This is a genomic window from Oligoflexus sp. (assembly GCF_035712445.1).
Taxonomy (GTDB): domain Bacteria; phylum Bdellovibrionota_B; class Oligoflexia; order Oligoflexales; family Oligoflexaceae; genus Oligoflexus.
The window spans coordinates 45,813-64,220 of the sequence record NZ_DASTAT010000056.1 but is presented as its reverse complement, the minus strand read 5'-3'; the positions used below and the strand labels follow the sequence as shown (position 1 = coordinate 64,220).

Below are 18,408 nucleotides of genomic sequence, written 5' to 3'. Positions count from 1 at the left end.
ATGTGTGGTGACGCGCGGTGTAGCCGACGTTTTCGAGGTCGTTATGTTTACCGCCGGCGCGCACGCATTTTTGCACTGTGGCCGCGCGGGTGTAGGGCCTTTTATCTTTGCCCAGGAAGCAGTCCTTGAACTGCACCATGCCCGCATTGGTGAAGAGCAGCGTGGGGTCGTTGTGGGGAACCAAAGAGGAACTTTCCACAACGGCATGGCCGTGTTTTTCGAAGAATTTCAAAAATCGTGAGCGAATTTCGGCAACTTTCATGCTTGTACCTATAGGATGTCTTACGCCGTCAATACGGATTGGCCGTTGATAAGAGAGGACAGTGTAATCTGGAATGAGCTTGCGATCAATCGCGTGGCGGGAGGTGCTTCAGGTAATCGGACTCCGGGGAAAACAGCTCAAATTTGCGCTGTTCCATTTCGTCGTCACTGAGGCCGCGATCATCGGTGATCGCCGCCATGATTCCCACCTCGGTGGAACTCGCATCGGGATCGTCGTTGTAGTGATCGAAGTAGGTATGAGCCAGTTCGTGATAGATAACATGCCGCAGCATATTGCGGCCGCGGAGGCGATGGCGTTCGGGTGTTGTATTGGGATCGGCGATATAGATGTTGAAGACGCGTTTGCCGTCGTAGCACTCCACCCGGCGGTTAAGACCCATACGGGCCTTGTCGTTTTGCAGTTCATCCGAGCCATAGGGCACCAAAATCAGCGTCCTCACCTCAGCCAGGCGGGCCAGGGGAAAGTAATCGGGCCCGAAGGCCTGAGCATCGGCCACATAGTCATCAAGATAGATCTGAAGATTGGGGTCAATGTTGCGCGGCTTCTGGCAGTTGTCATCCGGACCCTGGATGGCTGCCCGAAGGTCGCCTTCCAGCTGGTTCAAGTGTTCCTGCCCCGAGCCGTGGCAGGATAGTGCCGTGCTCAGAAGCAGCAGGAGGACACATAATGTCCGGCCTTGCCGCATCATGAAATGTTTTTCCCTCTATGAAGTATGCTTAAGGAACGTATCGGCTGGGAGGGGTGAAAACTCAAGAAACTGTGGATTGGGAAGTGATTTTGAGGGGATGAAAGCAGGATTTGAAGCGTCCCCAAAAGAGGAGTAGCATGCGACTCCGTCCGGCCAACTTCATTCAGGATGACCTTTGCATGCTTCGATTCTGGCTCGCCCTCGTCCTCACTCTCAGCACGACGTTCAGCTTTGCGGCCGCCCCACAGCGCATCGCTTCGGCCACAGTTGGGACGGATGAAATCCTTTTTGAAATTCTGAGTCGTCGTCAGGAGCTGCATCGGCTCGTGGCGGTTTCCATCTTCTCTGAGAATAAAAAGTACAGCCACCTCGAAACAATCCCGCCTTCCATCAAAGGCCGCGTGGGGGACAGCGTCGAGGCTCTGCTGGCTTTGAAACCCGACCTGGCCATCGTTGCGAGTTACAATCGCCAGGAGATCGGCCATCAGCTCAAAGCAGCAGGCGTTACAGTGGTCACGCAGGAAAATTTCCGCAGCCTCCGTGATATTCAGGAAAATATCCGAATGATCGGTCGTGTCACCGGCACATCCAAGGAAGCCGAGGCCCTGGTGCAGGAGATGCGAAGGGAACTGCAAACGAGCCAAAACGCGAAAGCCTGCGCGGCTGGCGCTCCTACGTTCATTCAATACTCCGGTTATGATACCGTGCCGGGAGCGGACACGATCATCAACGATGCCGCCGCGCATGCAGGTCTCCAGAATCTCGCGGCCCGGCTTAAACTCAGCGGCTGGGCCCCTTTGAGTCAGGAGGTGCTCGCGACGCTGAACCCCGACTTCGTTGTGACCTCGGGTGATCCTCTCCAAAAGAAAGCGGTCCAGGCTCAGCTGGCCCGAAGTCCCGCCTGGCAAAAATTGAAAGCGGTGCAGGCCGGACGCCTGATCATCGTGCCGGAACGCGAGCTTTACACCGTCTCGCATCATGTGACAAAGCTGGTGCGAACGCTCGCTGCCGCGCGTCAGACTCTGTGCAAATAGAGGCGTCGCGCTTTCCCCACACCTGGCCGCGCACCCAAATTATTCTGCGTAAAGCCCCGGAAAAAACTTAAAGAAATTTCCCGCAGCCTCTGGAACCTTCGCCAGGAGCTGCTATAATCAAGCCCATCCCAGCTCTAAAACTTTTATCGTCATTGCTTTGAAGAGGAACTTTGTGTCTCTTTCCATGAACGTTTTCAAAGATCTCATGCGGCTTTTGGCTCTGGCCCTTGTTGTGCGCGCAGTTTGGAATGATTCTGTCGCCTGCGCGATCTGCGCGGGGACTCTTTATATGGGCGGCTTCGACAGCACGCTGCATCTTTCCCGGCTGGGCTTCGATCGCAAGAGGACGGGCCGCGAAACGCCTGACAATGTGATCCCGCTGAAGCATTCAAGACGGTAAAAAGAAAAGCTGGGGGCGCCTGCGCTGCGTCCTCGGCTCACCATCCTCCACGTTCCGATTCCCAGGACAAAAGCCCAGGAAGCGCTGGACAAGCGGCGGCTCATGGTCCAGATTACCCCGGCGCTTTTAAGGGAAAGGAAGAACAGATGGTCTCGATGTCTGAACAGGAACTCCGCCAGAAGCTAAGAGCCGAGGTTGATCAGGTGCCCTGGTCCGCCCTTGTACGCCATTTTGCTTTTGGTCGTGTGTATATCGTACGCTCACCCTGGAATTTAATCGACGCAGCATGGGCCCTGCATAAGGATGCGAGAAGCGAAGTCCAGGCAGCCCTTGGTCAAAAGCTCCTGGAGCAGCCGACCGATGCCGAAGCTCAGGCCTGGATGAACAGTTCTGCCAGCTTCGACGTGCTCGTGATCAGTCCCTTCGTTCTGATCCAGGCCTCGGCAGGAGACAGCTGAACGTCAGCTTCAGTGCGCCCGTGTCTCCCCAGAAACTCCGCTTGGGGTGACCACGAAGCCGGCGCCAGCAGTTCAGCAGTTGCTCGCACGATGAAACCCCCATGAGCGAATACCAGATCTTCCGCATCGGCTTCTGGTCCTCAGAAAGCTTCCCCACCAACGGATTCGACCGACGCGTTGAAATTATTTTTTAGCGGAAATTTCGGGTTCTGTCATTGCAGTGACTGATCGTCCCTCATACTATCGCCAATATTTAGAAACGAGCAACACACAGGAGTGTCCTATGGGTACCTCACTTGCTTTACTTCGTCCAAAGCATATTCTCGCAGCTGTTCCCCTCCTCCTCGCAACCCCCATCCTGGCCAGCGGACAGGAGCGCCTTCCTGGGTTTAATGTTCCAGCGCCCCAGCCCGGAGCCATGGAAATCGTCACGCCCATCCTGGGGGAAATCAAACCCGGGGAAGAGGTCATGTACTGCACGTATTTGGATGGGGATCTCCCCAATGATATTTACGTCGCAAGCTATCGTGCCTTCCAATCCCGTGAAGGAGCCCATCATGCGATTCTTTACAGCGTGAAGAATCGCCGTGAACCGGGAACCTACGTCTGTGGCAGCGCGGAGGAAAGCATGGCGGAAGAAACCACCTTCCTGGCCGCGACAGGGGGCGCTACGGAGAATGACCCGGGCACGAGCGTATCGTTGCCTGAAGGCGTCCTTTTCCGGGCCGTCAAAGGCCGTCAGTTCATGATTCAGACTCACTGGGTGAATTATTTTGATAAGCCTATTCAAGGCCAGGCTGCCTTTCAAATCATGCAAAGAGAAAAACAGCCGACAGATAAACTGGCTGATAACTATTTTCTCAGCACCGCCCAGTTCAGGCTTGACCCCAATGATTCCAATAGAACGGTACAGGCCCGCTGCACCATGCGGGAAGACGCGACGTTTTTTCTGACGTCAGGACACATGCATGAATACGGAAAGCACATCAAAGTCACTTTGAATCGCAGCACAGGTGAGTCGATGAAGATTCTGGAGCATTCCTGGAACAAACACTTCACGGCTGTCCCACCGAGCATCAAGCAAGAGATAGAACTCAAAAAAGGTGATGAGTTCATCGTGGACTGCACCTACAAAGACAAGCTCGACAAGGTCCTGACCTTTCCAGCGGAAATGTGCGGGGTGACTGGTTTCTATTATCCTGCTCAAAAGTCGATGATCTGTTTTGACAATGTGATGCAATGAACGATCACAAAGCGTGCTCTCACGGCACAAGCGTTCGAGCACGCCTGGCAAACTGCGGACGTTCATCATCGACGGAAGGACCATTTTCTACGCATCATCGGCCGACGCAGCTTACGCCCATGCCCGTGGACCCGCGTGCGAATGTGGCGAATGCTGCGCCGGCTTTGATCCAAAGCTCCTAAAATGATCGCATAGGGAAAGTAAGTGAGATGCCGAATGCCGGCGATATTGGCGACTGATCGCAGGGCATGCCGGGTCTCATTATAAAGTTCGACGATGACCACTTTCTCGCCGACATCCCCCTGCTCCGTAACGGCCAGGAGCCTGTGAATGGCATAAATCCCCACAAAAAAAGCCAGGACAAAAAGAAAATCCGTCCCCTGAAGGCTGAGCGCCGACATACCAAACCGTTCCGCATGGGTTTGCATGGACCGCCAGGTGATCTTAAAAGTCAGCTCCTCGTTGGCCAGAACATCGGCGAGAAGTCCCGCCAGGATGGGAGCCACTGTCGCGGCCACTCCATTCGTCAGCGCATTGGTGGCCAGGAAAACCGTAGCCTTGCCTTTAGGTGCGGCTTTCAGCGCGATATTGCTTGAACAGAGAGTGACACCGGCGGTTGAAATTCCCGAGAGCACATGAATGACGATCAGCAAGGGAAAAGTGAGCGCGTACTTGTCGGGCAAGGTGAGAAAAGGCCAGATGCCGATCCCAATGATGAAGAGGGGCCCAGCGACAGTGAGACAGGATTTATTGCTGAAACGATCGGCGAGCTTGCCCCAGACATGGAAGAAAAGAACATTGATGCCCTGGCTCAAAACCGACAGGCCGATGATCAGGCTGAGTTTCATATCCAGGACCTTGATCATGTAGACAGTGTAAAAGGGTGCGGCGAGGTTCACGGCAAAGTTCCAAACCGCCAGGAAAATGATGAGCCGCCGATAATTCTGATCGCGAAAAGGCTGCTTCAAAAGAGGCCAAAGCCTTTCAATGGCGTGAGCATGCATGGGCGGCTCGGGGGTCATTTTCAAATAGAATATCCCGATCAATCCCGCCAGCGACCCTATGAAAAAAAGCAAAGCATAGATGACGCCGCCGGATGGCTCCGCGAAGTTGTGGTCGAGCAGGACCCCTCCCCCGAGCGAAAGCAGGGCCGCGAAGGCTGTGGAAATGGCCAGGCGTTTGCCAAAAAATCTGCCCATGATGGCGTCTGGAATCAGATCCCGCATCCAGGCATTCCATGCGCAACCGGATATCGATGCCAGCGCATAATAAATAAAGAGCGCCAGCACAAAGAGCGGAAGCCGTAGTTCCGGAATGGGAAACCAGGGGGCGAAAGCGCTGCCGAGCAGGAAAAGGCGGGCGAAGGTGGAGGCGAAGACGACGATGCGTTTGCGGACCCTTACTTTTTCAATCAGGTAAATCGTGGGTATCTGCAGCACCTGGGACAGAGGAGCGGCGGCAGCGAGCAGACCGATGACGGTGTTGCTGGCGCCGAGCAGGAGGGCAAAAGCCACGAGAAAGGCCCCGCCGGTGAGCGAGCCCATCACGGTGGTCAGCGAACCTTCGATCGTAAGGTAACGCAAAGCGTTCTTCAGGTCCTGCTCATCAATATTCTTCTGTGGATCCAGAGTCAAAAGTCTGCTCCTGGTTCAATCTCAATGCAGCAATGTTTGAGCCTGAAGCAGAACCACCGCAAAAAAATGCTGAGGATCGGTCCAACGTTGCAAGGTGACGAAGCCGGCGCGTTGACAGAATCGAGCGAATTCATCCTCGTTGTACTTGTAGGAAGACTCCGTATGAATGGTCTCGCCTTTTTTGAAGGTGATGGACATGGTTCCCAAGCGAACGATTTGATCACGAAGGGACTCCAGATGCATTTCCACCCGCCCTGCCGTTTCATGAAAGAAAGCCTTATGCCGAAAAGAATCCAAATCAAAGTCAGCCCCCAGCTCGCGGTTGATCCGCTGGAGCAGGTTCAAATTGAAAGCAGCCGTGACCCCCTGCTGGTCGTTATAGGCTGCGTTCAGAACATGGGGATCCTTGATCAGATCAACCCCAATGAGCAGAAATCCATGCCCCGCGACCAGCTGGTGAATGTTTCGGAGGAGGCCGATGGCTTCCGCTTCATCCAGGTTTCCCAGGGTGGATCCCGGAAAAAAAACCAGGCGCTGGGAGGTTTCACGCTGATCCAGCGGCGGCAAATCTGTGAGCTGAGTATAGTCCGCGCAGATCGGCAGCATGGGAACAGAGGGGAACCTTTCGGCCAGAGCCCGGGTCGAGTTTAACAGTTCTTCCTTGGCGATATCAATCGGCATATAAGCGCTGATGGCGACTGGGGCTTCCAGAAGATATCGCGTCTTGGTACTGCTTCCGCTGCCGAGCTCAATCAGAAGAATAGGTTCAGGAACCCATTCAAGCATATGCGCCGCGTGTTCGGCCAGGATCTGCGTTTCGCAGCGGGTCAGGTAATATTCGGGTGTTTCACAGATCTGGTTGAAAAGCTGCGAACCCCTTTCATCATAAAAGTATTTGGGCGGCAGCGACTTCGGCTGCCGGCCCAGACCGTCCTGCACATCCTGCCGAAAGTCCGTGAGCTTCACGCCGAAATCATAGCTCCGCAGAAGATTCGATGGATTCATGGCAGATCCTTGGCAAGACGCACGCCTGCAAATTGCCAGCGCGCCGTCGTCGGAAAGAAGTTTCGATAACTCGGCCTGATATGATGCCCTGGGGTGGCGCAGGACCCGCCCCTTAGAACATACTGGTTGACCATGAATTTCCCATTGTATTCCCCCAAGGTTCCATTCAAAGGCCGATAGGCTGGGTAAGGCGCATAGCTGCTGCTCGTCCATTCCCAGACATCACCAAATATCTGGCTTTCCCCTTCCCGGGCCGATAAAGGGTGCAGGGATTCGAAGTCGAGGAAGTGACCGGAAAGGGGCTCGCGCTGGGCCCTCACTTCCCACTCGCTCTCGCTTGGAAGTCGGGCGCCCTGCCAGCGGGCAAAGGCATCCGCTTCAAAATAACTCAGATGGCAGACCGGCTCATGGTCTCGCAGATTTTCCCAACCATGCAGGGTGAATTGCGACCATGCATCGCGTGCGTCCCTCTTCCAGTAAAGAGGATGCTCCAGCTTTTCCGTGCGAATCCATTGCCAGCCTTCCGACAGCCAGAGTTCCGCCCTCTGGTATCCTCCATCCTGGATAAATCGCCGATACTCTGCGTTGGTACTGAGGCGGTTGGCCAAGGCCACAGGATTGATATAAGCGCGATGAGCGGGCTTTTCGTTATCAAAGGCAAAACCCTTTCCCTGGTACCCGATGGTGTGGACTCCTTCCGGCAAGGGATCCCATAGGAGTGGCACAGGCGTGTCAGGCGGCAGGATTCGTTCCGGTCGCAGGGAAGGCTGCAGAACCTGCGCGAAGAAATTATATTTGATATCGGTAAGCAGCAGCTCCTGATGCTGCTGCTCATGATTCAAACCTATTTCGAGGATCTCTGAAGCACGCAGCTCTCCGTGCTGCGCATCACCATAGTCCTGCCAGACTTCGAGAACCTGGGCATCCACCCAATGCCGATAATCAAAAATCGCGTCAAGGCCGGGCCTCGAAAGAAGTCCGCGTTGAGCCCGCGGATGAAAAGATCCGGCAGACTCATAGTAGGAATTAAAGAGATGATCATAGGCAGGATCAAAGGCCGGGCGTTGGCCAGGACCTGTGCGCAGGAAAAAGCGTTCAAAAAACCAGCTTGTATGGGCAAGATGCCACTTGGGTGGACTGACATCAGGCATGGCTTGCAGGAGGCTATCTTCAGCGGTCAGGGTCCGACACAGGTCTTCTGTGAGACGTCGCACCTTGTGATAGATGTCCATCAGCTGATCATGGGTCTTCATGGGTGCCTCCGCATGTACTCTAACCCGCCATTTCCCTGAATAAAATGAGTATGATCACGGAGGTAAGAAGGGAAGCGAAGCGGATGGTCTCCAAACTCCTGCGCAAAGGTGGAAGCCCTGCCCGTAAAATCACCTTACTCCAATACTCTGAAAATCCCTTCCCTTATGAAGCCATGCCCCGCAAAATGGGGACGGACCCACAGGTCCACCAGCGAATTTGCGTACACTGACTTGACCCATACGAACGCTGGAGCTATGACCCATTGTTTTTCCAGCAGAATTCCCGGCCTGGATTGGTTAAATTATCAGAACAGCATGATGAGTTCAGAAGGAGCGGCCGATGCAAGGGGATCCGAACAAGCACAAAAAACGCGGCGAGATCGGCCTCAGGCTTGTTCCCAAGGAGGAACAGGATGTGACTCTGCACATCAGCCTCTCCGACATCGAACCCCGAATCTGGCGTCGCCTGCAGGTGAGCGACGCGATCAGTCTGCATGAACTGCATCTCGCCATCCAGGGCGCCTTCGGCTGGAAGAACAATCACCTGCACAGCTTTATCGTCAAGCAGGGCGAGGTCTATTCCTCACGGCCTTCCGCCTTTGATTTCAGCGCCGAGGATGAAGAGGGTGATAGCCGCACGATTTACCTGCGCGATCTCATAGGGCGGCAAGTCAAGAGTTTTCGCTATGTCTACGACATGGGCGATAACTGGATGCATAAGATCAAGATCGAACAGGTGCAGAGCAAAACCCGCGATAGCCTCACGCCTGTCTGCGTGGACGGCGCGCGCCACACGCCTCCCGAGGACTGCGGGGGTTCGCTTGGCTACGAGGAACTGCTCGAAGCCCTGGAGGACGCGCAGCATCCGAGTCACGCCGAAGCCCTGCGGAGCCTGACGCAGAGCTTTGACCCACAGCAGTTCAATCTACGTCAGGCCAACGCTCAAATTAAGAAAATGTTGGATGGAAATAAGCGGTAATTTGTGCGAAATTCGGTGGTCTTACCCTTGCACAAAGGACCCCCCATGAAGCCCAATAGAATTCTGAAGCTGGTGGCAGGACTGGTTTTGCTGGGTCTTGCGCTGACGCTGGCCGTCGCCATCCACTTGTACAGTTTTCCGCAGGTCGAAGCCTATTTCGCCGAGCCCGCTGATCGCCAGATCCAGAAGGATGAATTCGGTCAGTGGCAGTATGTGCGGCATCTTTATACGGAAATGGAAGCCACCGGCGAGCAGTTCAAGGGCTGGGATGAATCGCAGCAGGACATGTGGAAGTATGCCATTGCGTTTCTGGCCTACGGGATGCCGTCACTGGCCATGATCAAGCCCGACGAGGCCCCCATGGCTTCCTATTACCTGTCGGTGATGATTCATAAGATGAAGGCGAAGAAGGTCTGGGACGATTGGCAGCGCTATGGTTTCGGCGATGATCCCATCTGCAAAGACAACATCATGTATAAAGGCCATCTGAACCTGATGTACGGCCTTTATCAGCTGATGACGGGTTCGGATCGTTATGCGAAAGAATTCACATGGCTCACGCAAAAAATCGTCGAGGAGGTCGAGCAATCCAAAGGCGGGAAATTCCGCGGCGTCGTCTGTGAGCCGGATCGCTATTTCGTGCAGTGCAATGCCATTGGCCTTTTGAGCCTTGAAATCTACGATCGTCTTTATGGAACGCCCTATGCGAAATACTATGGCGAAGAAGTGATGAAGTTCGTGAAGGAGCGTTTGATCGATCCGGAAACCGGACTCTATCGCGAGGCCTATCATCCCTCCCATGATATCGCCATTCCCTATCTGAGCGGCTATACCAACGCCTGGACCATGGTGATGCTGCGGCCCTTCGATCGCGAATATCAGTCGAAGATCTATCCGACCTGGAAAAAGATTTTCGTGCGGGAATACGGGCCTTTTGCGATGGTGCGGGAATCGCGCTACGGTGGGCCCTCACGCATTGCCACGCTCTTCGGCATGCTTGCGGCCAAGGAATTCGGTGATCAGGAACTCTTCGGCAAACTGCGGAATACAGTGGACCTCGGCGGCCTTCTGCATAAGGACACCGAACGCGGTTATCTGAGCTATGCAGCGGCGGATAATACGCTGATGAACGGCATGGTGCTGTCCTTCAAACTGCATGTGGGCTGGCAGAAGATCCTCGATCACAACTGGCCGCGCCCCGAGTCAACACCGATGGTGCCTGAAATCAGCGCGATCCAATCGTTCGATCTTCTGAATACGCAGACGCTTTAGAATCAACCGCCGTCGGCATCCATCACGCGGGCGTCCGGATGCGGCTGATGCACCAGGATTTTATCCACGCGCCGGCCGTCCATATCCACGACTTCAATGCGAAGGTGATCGAGCAGAATCACATCGGCTTCCTTCGGAATACGGCCCATCTGCTTCATGATCAGACCCGCGATGGTCTGGATATCTTCGCCTTCGGTGAAGTGCGAGAAGTCGACTTCAAAGATTTCCTCGAACTCATGAACGGACGTCATGCCATCCAAAAGAATGGAGCCATCCTCACGCCGGGTCAGCTTCGAATCATGAGCCAAAGGACCATGCGGCAAGGCCCCCACCAGGGCTTCCATCATGTCGATCATGGTCAGCATGCCGGCCATGCCACCGTATTCGTCGATCACGATCGCGACGTGGGCACCCTTCTCCTTGAAGCTTTCGAGTACATCCAAAACCGACACGGACTCCGGCACCATCATCGGTTCCATCATGGCCTGGCGGATGTCCCAGTTCTTGGGATTTTTCGCAATGGCGTAAAGCATGCGCTTCGCCGACAGAAGTCCGACAAGGTTATCGACCTGGCCGTCATACACGGGAAAATAGGTGTGACGCGTTTCCATCACGCGTTCCAGCACCTGTTCGAAACTGTCGCTGATATCAAAGCTTTCTATCTTGGTCCGCGGGGTCATGATATCACCGGCGGAAAGACTACCCAGGCGCAGCGTGCGCTTGATAATGGTTTCTTCACCCTGCTCGAAAATCCCGGCCTCTGTCCCCTGCTCGACGAGGAGTTTCACCTCCTCTTCTGTCACCTGGGGTTCTTTCACGCGATCCAAACCGAGGATGCGCAAAACCCATTCGGTGGAGAAGGAGAGAAAACGGACAGCGGGTTTGGACGCAGCCGACAGAAGTCGGATCGAACGGGCCACGGAAGCCGCCGTCTGCTCGGGGTTGGTCAAAGCCACCCGCTTGGGTACAAGCTCACCGAGGATCAGGGAAAAATAAGACGAGATGACGACGACGATGCCAAGACCGATCCCATCAGCCCACGGTGCGAGCAGCGGGATGGAGCTTTCGATCCAGAAGGACAGCTTTGCGGAGATGGTCGATCCCCCGAAGGCACCAACCAGAACACCGACCATGGTGATGCCGACCTGCACCGAAGCGAGCAGGTCCGAGGGCGCCTCAATGAGCGCCAGGGCCACCCGAGCACCCACCTTGCCTTGATTGGCCAGAGTTTGGAGTCGCACCTTGTTCGAGGAGACTATCGCCATCTCAGACATTGCAAGAAATGCGTTGAGCATAATGAGAGCAAAGATGACCAGAACTTCGAACACGATGGAATCCAAAATCTATCTCCTCTTCGGCGTTACAAACCAAAACTCTGCAAAACACCCGCCAAACATTGCACGGCCTGCCCACTTCCACCAGCCTCGCGCAGAGCGCCGCGTTCACCATCCGTCCACGCATAGATATCCATGTGGGAAAACGGATAGCCCTTGGCGAATTCCGTCAGGAAAAGCGCGGCAGTGATCGCCCCACCATAGGATCCCGTCGCACAGTGATTGATATCCGCCACGTTCGTATCAAGGCGTGACCGATATCCATCAAACAGTGGCATGCGCCACATCAGGTCGCCCCATTCCTGGGAGCGTTTACTGATGACCTGCCCCAGCGCCTCGTCCGTGCTGAAGAAACCCGCAACATCAGAGCCCAGACCAATTTTGATGGCGCCGGTCAGGGTCGCCACCACCATGATGGCTGCAGGTTTATCCGAGCCGCTCTGACTTCCGGCCACAGCCATGGCGTCGGCCAGAACCAGACGACCTTCAGCATCAGTATTGTGAATCTCGACCGTCATCCCATTCTTTGCCCGCAGGATGTCACCGGGCCGATAGGACTTCCCTGAAATTGCATTTTCCGCCAGTGGGATATAAACATCAAGCGGACGCGCAAACTGACTCTGGGTCATCCAGTACAGGGTGCCCACGGCTGCGGCGGCCCCGCCCATGTCCTTTTTCATGAGGCGCATGCCGGCCGGGTCTTTGATGTCCAGGCCTCCGCAGTCAAAGGTAATGCCTTTGCCGACCAGAGCAAGCGGCGCTTCGCTTTTCCCTTCGGGACGGTAGCGGAGGTGCACCATGCAGGGACGATTTTCCGAGCCGCCGCCGACACCCAAAATCAAGCCCATGTTTTCTTTTTGCAGACGCGCCTCATCCCAGACATCGATGCTCAACCCTGGAACGTTGGCAAAAAGTTCGACGACGGCATTGGCAAAGCTTTGCGGATACAAAAGATTCGGGGGCGAGTTCACGAGGTGACGCGCGATATTGGTCCCCATCGCAATCGCCTGTGCTTCGTCCTTCAGCTCCGCTTTCACCGACAATCCAAGTGCAGGAAAAGGAGCCGGCTGCGCCGCGACTGATTGCTTATAGGAATAGGCTGCGAGTTCAAGTCCCACAAGGGCGCCGAGAATTTCGCGATCCTGGCAGGATTCAAAACGCAGGTTGACTTTCTGAGACTTGAATTTGCGAACTTCCGAAACGGCACGGCCGACCAGATCGCGGGCCTGGCCATACGCGCTGGGAGCCAAAAGACCAGCATCACGTTTCTGAGCCTCGGTCGGACTTTTCGCCCGCATGATGACGACCGGTTTTTGCTGGCCACTCAAAACAAAGAAGTCGCCCTCATCGAAATTCACCGCGCGGCTCTGCCAGGCGGGAATGGATTCTTTCACGAGACTGAGGCATTGGCTGGAGGGAACATCGCTGCCGCAGTAGACCAACTCCAGGTCGGCATCGTCGAGGGTGTTGACCGACGCGGACAGCCAGCTCTTGATATTCCATCCCACGAGACTAGTCCCTGGACCGCTCTTGTTTTGATTCATTTAGTATTTGCTCCTGACTCACCAAACTATAGAATGAAAGTCACCTAATTTAGCAGTTCATGGGCAGCTTGGTAACTCTCTTCACATGCCCGTCATGATTGAACATGAACCCCGGCATAGCATTCATTTTGGTGCTGATCGATAAACTTAACCCCATGATATAAATAGACTATTTTTGATATGGAAACAATCAGGATTTTTCCTGAAAATTCCTCGGATTAATGATAGACATTTTTGGCCACGCTCTTATATTGAGGTTCCCAACAGCGGAAACAAAGAGTGGCGGCTCGCATACAGGAGATTATATGCCAAAAGTACACATAACGACCGACAATCTTACACTCGACGTCAAAGATGGCTATGCTTTGATCGACATGTGCGAAGAGCATGATACCTCGATACTCTTCGGCTGCCGTGACGGCGCCTGCGGTGCCTGTATGGTCAAGATCGTCAAGGGCGCGGAAAACATCAGCCCGATCCAGGATGACGAAAAGGATTTCCTGGAAACCATGGCGGCTGAACCCAACGAACGCCTCGCCTGCCAGTGTAAAGTTTACGGTGACGTGACTTTGGAAGTTTCTGAGTAAAAGAAGTTCGTCCAGGGAGGATACTTGTGCCACGCCTTGCCTCCCTCGCTCGCCGTCGCGAAGCCGTCATCCAAATTCTGGAAAAACTGCGCGAGCAAAATCCTGATCCGCGCTGCGAATTGATCTATTTCACCGACTATCAGCTGCTCGTGTCCGTGGTGCTCTCCGCCCAGGCCACGGATAAACAGGTGAATAAGGTCATGGAGCCGATCTATGCGCAGGGTTTCACTCCCGAGATCATGCGCGGCTGGGGCGAAGAGGGTTTTCTACAGAAGATCAGATCCATCGGACTGGCCCCGACCAAGGCCAAAAATGTTGCAAAGCTGACGAGCATCCTTTTGGAAAAATATCAGGGCCGGGTCCCGGAAACGCGCGAAGAGTTGGAAGCTCTGCCCGGCGTTGGACGGAAAACGGCGAATGTGATTTTAGGGGAATTGCATCGACATCCCACGCTGGCCGTCGACACGCATGTCTTTCGCGTCACGCAGAGGCTGGGATTGCATAATGAAAAAGCGGCGGAAAAAGCCGAGCTGGTTCTGCTCGATCTTGTTCCCCCGTCCTATCTTCCGGACGCGCATCACTGGTTTATCCTGCTCGGCCGTTACGTGTGCAAGGCCCGCATTCCGGAATGCGAGCGCTGCGTTCTGAATCGGATCTGCCCGAGCTCCAGCGTCAAGGCCTGACCGGAGGCAGCAAATCCCAGGGCCCCATGGGCTGCGTCAGGGTATTGATGCCGAGCTTCCGCAGCTCTTTGAGCAGCGACAGAACCGGCAGGCCGATGATGGTGGTATGATCGCCATCCACCCAATCGAAAAGTTGCGCGCCGCGGTTTTCATACTGATAACAGCCCGCGCAACCTTCCCACTCCCGCGTCTTTACATAAGCATCCAGTTCATCCGGGTCCAAAGATCGCATGCCTAAAGTGGCTGTTGTCACCTGGGATGAGACGAGGCGCGGCGTGGGTCGATCGGCTTCGTAAAAAGCAAGGCTGAAGGCACTGTGCAGGCGATGCACCTGCCCCGAGAATTCGCGCAGACGCTGACGGGCTTCGTCCTCGTCCAGAGCCTTGCCATAAGCGCGTCCCTGGAATTCCAGGACCTGATCCGCGGCAATGACTATGGAGTTTTCATGAACGATGCCCACGCTCAGAGCCTTGGCATCGGCCCGCAAGCGCGCGGTCTCCAAGGGACTCTTGCCCACGATGGCTTCCTCATCACACTGCGGCGCGATTCCGAATACCTGGATCCCCGATTGTTCCAGTAAAACCCGCCGAAAACGTGAGGTCGAGGCTAAGACGAGACGATTGATCTTCAACGCTGGCTCCTATACAATGCGGCGACGCGGAAACGCCACTACGACATAGAAGGACGGATAATGGATACCAAGGATACCGCATCTCAATTGATCCCAGAAGAATTTTTAGCTCTGGCGAACGATCCTGCTTCCTTGACGTCCAGGACCGCGGCACGCTTCGGTGTGAGCCCGCACAGCTTCATCAACTGGCGCTGGCAGATGAAGCATCAGGTGATGGATGCCGCCCAGGCCGCAGCCGTTCTGCAGCTCAAGGATACGGAAGAGCGCGGGTTCTCCGAACTGCAAAAACTTTTCAACGCCGGCATCACGCCCTATTACATGGGGCTTATGCTGCCTAAGATAGATGCGGGTGAAGCCGATTGTCCGATTCGCCTGCAGGCTCTGCCGCGGGTCGAGGAGCTGAAGGATTCGCTCGGCGTCGCCGATCCGCTGTCGGAAGTTCCGCATTCGCCGGTTCGCGAAGTCGTGCATGTGTATCCCGACCGCGTGGCCTTCTGTGTGGCGCAGCTCTGCCCCGTTTACTGCCGCTATTGCTTTCGCAAAAGACGCGATGATGAAGTCGGCCTCCACTTCAACCGCACCATCATCGACAACGGTATCAACTATATTGCCAGCAATCCTGCGATCCGTGATGTCCTGATCACGGGCGGTGATGCCTTCATGGCTTCCGATCAGGCCCTGGAGCAGCTGGTGCAAAGAATCCGGGCGATTCCGCATGTGGAAATCATACGCTTTGGAACCCGGACTCCAGTGACGCTGCCTTATCGCGTGACCGAAAAACTGGCTCGCATGCTGGCCCAGTATCATCCCATTTATGTGAATACTCACTTCAACTGCGCCGAAGAAATTACGCCGGAAGCCCAGCAGGCGGTGGCGAACCTCGTGAATGCCGGCATTCCCGTCGGCAATCAGGCGGTTTTGCTGCGGGGCGTGAATGATAGTCCCGAACGCATGATGGCGCTCTGCCGTGGACTGCTCCGAATCCGCGCGCGACCTTACTATGTGTTTCATCCGCATGCGGTCGAAGGCACCGAGCATCTGCGCGTCTCGGTGCGTCGCGGCATCGAAGTGATGAAATCCCTCCGCGGGAATATCACCGGTCTCGGGATTCCCACCTATGCCCTGGATACTCCGTCGGGCAAGGTGCCCATCAATCACAACTATGTGCTGGGCCATGACGGAGAGGACCTGATTCTGGAAACGATCCGCGGCGAAATCTGGCGTGAAGTGGGTGTCTTTCAGTGAAGTCTCCGCGTCGCATCGCAGTCATCGGCAGTGGACCCGCCGGGCTTATGGCCGCGGATGGGCTGGCTGTGGCTGGTCATGCGGTGACTCTTTTTGAGAAACGCAAGGGGCTTTCCTGGAAACTCTATATCGCCGGTGGATCGGGACTGAATATCAGCAACAGTCTGCCGCTCGATGCGTTCGCGCGTCATTACACGGGCCCGGACGATCATTGGCGGGCCTGCCTTGCGGAGTTTGGTCCGAAAGATTGGATCGCCTTCATCGAAGAGAAACTCGGCATCGGCACCTTCCTCGGCACGAGCCAGCGCTATTTCGTGGAAACGATGCACGCGGCTTTGCTCGTAAGAAACTGGAAAAAGCGGCTCGAAGATTTGGGCGTCAGCATTCGTTTGAATACGGAAATCAAAGACTTTCAGGCCGCCGATCAGGGCGGCTGGGATCTGATCGGCACGAGTGAAAAACTCGGGACCTTCGATGCTGTGATCTTTGCACTGGGCGGCGGCAGCTATGAAAAAGATGCGCCTGCGTGGCCGCTGATGTTCGCTGCCAAGGGCATGAGCTTCACGCCTTTCGCCCCATCAAACACTGGCTTTGAAGTGAAGTGGCCGGAGGCTTTTTTGAAGGAAGCGGAAGGTCAGCCGATCAAAAACATCCTTCTGCAATCCCCGCGTGGCGAACGCAAAGGCGACCTTGTGATCACAGAGTATGGCCTGGAAGGAACGCCCATTTATTTTGCAGGCGTTAGCGGGGTCGTGCATCTGGATCTGAAACCGGATCTGACAGCCGAGCAGGTCCTGGAGCGGCTGCAGAAAACGCGGGAGAATCTTTCCCCGATGCGGCGGGCTCAGAAATTTCTGCAGCTGAGTCCTGGCAGCAAGGCCCTGCTCTTTCATATGACCGAACCCGAGGCAGCGCGTGATCTTGCGACACTGGCCCGGCTCATCAAACACTTTCCGCTGCAGCTCGAACAGCCGCGGCCTCTGCTGGAATCCATCTCATCCTCGGGCGGGCTTCGCTGGGAGAATCTCGACGCGAATCTGATGCTGACGGCCTGCCCTCGGGTTTACTGCGCTGGGGAAATGCTGGACTGGGATGCGCCCACCGGCGGCTTTCTGATCCAGGCCTGTATTTCCCAAGGCCACTGGATCAGTCAGCATCTATCATTTGGCTGAGCAGAGGATCTCCAGCATTTTCAAAGCTTCCATCCATGCCTGCTGACCGGCCTCGCGAGCCTCTTCATCTGCCAATGACGGACCTTCTTCCGTCAAATCCAGTTCGACAACGCGAGGCGCCAGTTCTGTGAAGTTCACCGAGACGAGGGTTTCGATCTTTTTCCCCGGCGCCATCGGCCCCTGATAAACCCAGGTCATGACCATCCTTTGTGCCGGGACCAGCTCTTTATATTCGCCTGTGACCAGATGCAGGTCCTTGGGATTATCTTCCGAACGGCTTTCAAAACGGAAGTGACCGCCGACCCTCGCATCCACAGTCGCCCGTTCCGGCCCCCAGCGCTGCACCAGCTGCGGCGTAACCCAGGCTTTGTAGACCTCCTGGAGCGGCGCATGGATCGTATACTTGACGGTCAAAGCATTCGTGGAGCTTGCCATGGTCATTCACCTTGTTCTGACAACGAAAAGAGACGGATAGCTTCCATTCTATCTTGGGATTCCTTCGTGGACAAAACAAGTCTTCTGTGACAATTCAAAGATGACAATCCACAAAAGCTGAAGAAGGGGAGGACAGTCGTGCCATCCAAAAATCGCCTGTATGAATTTCGAAACAGGGGCCTGATCCATGCGGCTCTACTCCTGGCTTCCAGCAATTCGTTCGCAGCTCCCGCCCGTTTGCCCACAGACAAAGCCGCCCATTTTGGTTTATCCTCAGTAGCTGTAGAAGCGACCATGAAAAGCTGCCAGGCGCTCGAAAAAAGCGTGGACCTCACGCCCGCGTGCCGACTTTGGTCATCGGGCATCGTCCTCGCAGCAGGGCTGCTCAAAGAAGCCTCAGATCAGCGGCGCGGCGGCAAATTCGATGAGCAGGATGTCCTGGCCAACGTTTTGGGTGTGGTCACTGGCAACCTTTTGCAGTGGAATTTTTAAGTCTGATTCGGAAGTCCGTAACTATCGGAGATGCGT

General features: G+C 55.2%; 20 protein-coding genes. 11 read left to right on the top strand and 9 right to left on the bottom strand.

Annotation, left to right across the window (positions count from 1 at the left end; genetic code table 11):
• A partial coding sequence (locus tag VFO10_RS11735) for an alanine--tRNA ligase-related protein (RefSeq protein WP_325140266.1) occupies positions 1-262 on the bottom strand: 262 nt, incomplete at its 3' end.
• An 85-nt stretch (positions 263-347) separates the two neighbouring features.
• The gene (locus tag VFO10_RS11730) at positions 348-971 is read right to left on the bottom strand and encodes a hypothetical protein (RefSeq protein WP_325140264.1); all 624 of its coding nucleotides are present in this window, start codon (positions 969-971) and stop codon (positions 348-350) included.
• A 137-nt stretch (positions 972-1,108) separates the two neighbouring features.
• On the opposite strand from VFO10_RS11730, the gene VFO10_RS11725 reads away from it, so the two are divergent.
• The 4 genes from VFO10_RS11725 (at position 1,109) to VFO10_RS11710 (ending at position 4,106) form a co-directional block, all read left to right on the top strand.
• Positions 1,109-2,005 (top strand): ABC transporter substrate-binding protein, encoded by an 897-nt coding sequence (locus tag VFO10_RS11725; RefSeq protein ID WP_325140262.1) that lies wholly within the window; start codon positions 1,109-1,111, stop codon positions 2,003-2,005.
• 172 nt (positions 2,006-2,177) lie between these two features.
• Positions 2,178-2,405 carry a hypothetical protein gene (locus tag VFO10_RS11720; protein ID WP_325140260.1) on the top strand — a complete coding sequence of 76 codons (228 nt, stop codon included), beginning with the start codon at positions 2,178-2,180 and terminating at the stop codon, positions 2,403-2,405.
• Positions 2,406-2,551: 146 nt separating this feature from the next.
• Positions 2,552-2,863, top strand: coding sequence for a DUF2288 family protein (locus tag VFO10_RS11715; protein WP_325140259.1), 312 nt, complete (start codon positions 2,552-2,554; stop codon positions 2,861-2,863).
• Positions 2,864-3,146: 283 nt separating this feature from the next.
• Entirely contained in the window at positions 3,147-4,106 is a 960-nt protein-coding gene (locus VFO10_RS11710) for a hypothetical protein (protein ID WP_325140257.1), read from the top strand.
• A 65-nt stretch (positions 4,107-4,171) separates the two neighbouring features.
• Here VFO10_RS11710 and VFO10_RS11705 read toward each other — a convergent pair whose 3' ends face one another.
• Genes VFO10_RS11705 through egtB form a run of 3 tightly spaced genes read right to left on the bottom strand, consistent with a single transcriptional unit; the run spans position 4,172 to position 7,998 of the window.
• Complete coding sequence (locus tag VFO10_RS11705) at positions 4,172-5,740, bottom strand: MFS transporter (protein WP_325140255.1); 1,569 nt, start codon at positions 5,738-5,740, stop codon at positions 4,172-4,174.
• Positions 5,741-5,761: 21 nt separating this feature from the next.
• On the bottom strand, positions 5,762-6,745 hold the full coding sequence (gene egtD / locus VFO10_RS11700; protein WP_325140253.1) for an L-histidine N(alpha)-methyltransferase: 984 nt from the start codon (positions 6,743-6,745) through the stop codon (positions 5,762-5,764).
• A complete protein-coding gene (gene egtB / locus VFO10_RS11695; RefSeq protein WP_325140251.1) occupies positions 6,742-7,998 on the bottom strand; it encodes an ergothioneine biosynthesis protein EgtB in 1,257 nt (418 codons plus the stop codon). Before egtB ends, egtD begins: the two co-directional genes overlap by 4 nt.
• A gap of 340 nt (positions 7,999-8,338) precedes the next feature.
• Between egtB and VFO10_RS11690 the strand changes: the two genes are divergently transcribed.
• Together VFO10_RS11690 and VFO10_RS11685 are read left to right on the top strand one after the other, a co-directional pair.
• Entirely contained in the window at positions 8,339-8,977 is a 639-nt protein-coding gene (locus VFO10_RS11690) for a plasmid pRiA4b ORF-3 family protein (RefSeq protein ID WP_325140249.1), read from the top strand.
• 45 nt (positions 8,978-9,022) lie between these two features.
• Positions 9,023-10,249: a hypothetical protein gene (locus tag VFO10_RS11685; protein ID WP_325140247.1), complete on the top strand. Its 1,227-nt coding sequence runs from the start codon at positions 9,023-9,025 to the stop codon at positions 10,247-10,249.
• A 2-nt stretch (positions 10,250-10,251) separates the two neighbouring features.
• On the opposite strand, the gene VFO10_RS11680 is transcribed toward VFO10_RS11685, so the two are convergent.
• Both VFO10_RS11680 and VFO10_RS11675 read right to left on the bottom strand, forming a co-directional pair.
• Positions 10,252-11,589: a hemolysin family protein gene (locus VFO10_RS11680; RefSeq protein WP_325140245.1), complete on the bottom strand. Its 1,338-nt coding sequence runs from the start codon at positions 11,587-11,589 to the stop codon at positions 10,252-10,254.
• A gap of 20 nt (positions 11,590-11,609) precedes the next feature.
• Positions 11,610-13,127, bottom strand: coding sequence for a leucyl aminopeptidase family protein (locus VFO10_RS11675; RefSeq protein ID WP_325140243.1), 1,518 nt, complete (start codon positions 13,125-13,127; stop codon positions 11,610-11,612).
• A gap of 305 nt (positions 13,128-13,432) precedes the next feature.
• Here VFO10_RS11675 and VFO10_RS11670 point away from each other — a divergent pair, with 305 nt between their 5' ends.
• Together VFO10_RS11670 and nth are read left to right on the top strand one after the other, a co-directional pair.
• Positions 13,433-13,714 carry a 2Fe-2S iron-sulfur cluster-binding protein gene (locus VFO10_RS11670; protein ID WP_325140241.1) on the top strand — a complete coding sequence of 94 codons (282 nt, stop codon included), beginning with the start codon at positions 13,433-13,435 and terminating at the stop codon, positions 13,712-13,714.
• Between the two features lie 26 nt (positions 13,715-13,740).
• Positions 13,741-14,397 (top strand): endonuclease III, encoded by a 657-nt coding sequence (nth, locus tag VFO10_RS11665; protein WP_325140239.1) that lies wholly within the window; start codon positions 13,741-13,743, stop codon positions 14,395-14,397.
• Here nth and VFO10_RS11660 read toward each other — a convergent pair.
• Positions 14,387-15,028: a Maf family protein gene (locus tag VFO10_RS11660; RefSeq protein ID WP_325140237.1), complete on the bottom strand. Its 642-nt coding sequence runs from the start codon at positions 15,026-15,028 to the stop codon at positions 14,387-14,389. The two genes, nth and VFO10_RS11660, sit on opposite strands and share 11 nt — an antisense overlap.
• A gap of 60 nt (positions 15,029-15,088) precedes the next feature.
• On the opposite strand from VFO10_RS11660, the gene VFO10_RS11655 reads away from it, so the two are divergent.
• Positions 15,089-16,273, top strand: coding sequence for a KamA family radical SAM protein (locus VFO10_RS11655; protein ID WP_325140235.1), 1,185 nt, complete (start codon positions 15,089-15,091; stop codon positions 16,271-16,273).
• Positions 16,270-17,445 (top strand): TIGR03862 family flavoprotein, encoded by a 1,176-nt coding sequence (locus VFO10_RS11650; protein ID WP_325140233.1) that lies wholly within the window; start codon positions 16,270-16,272, stop codon positions 17,443-17,445. The genes VFO10_RS11655 and VFO10_RS11650 overlap by 4 nt, the downstream gene beginning before the upstream one ends.
• Here VFO10_RS11650 and VFO10_RS11645 read toward each other — a convergent pair.
• Positions 17,434-17,880 (bottom strand): SRPBCC domain-containing protein, encoded by a 447-nt coding sequence (locus VFO10_RS11645; protein ID WP_325140231.1) that lies wholly within the window; start codon positions 17,878-17,880, stop codon positions 17,434-17,436. The genes VFO10_RS11650 and VFO10_RS11645 overlap by 12 nt on opposite strands.
• Positions 17,881-18,174: 294 nt before the next feature.
• On the opposite strand from VFO10_RS11645, the gene VFO10_RS11640 reads away from it, so the two are divergent.
• On the top strand, positions 18,175-18,372 hold the full coding sequence (locus VFO10_RS11640) for a hypothetical protein (protein WP_325140229.1): 198 nt from the start codon (positions 18,175-18,177) through the stop codon (positions 18,370-18,372).
• Positions 18,373-18,408 lie beyond the last annotated feature (36 nt).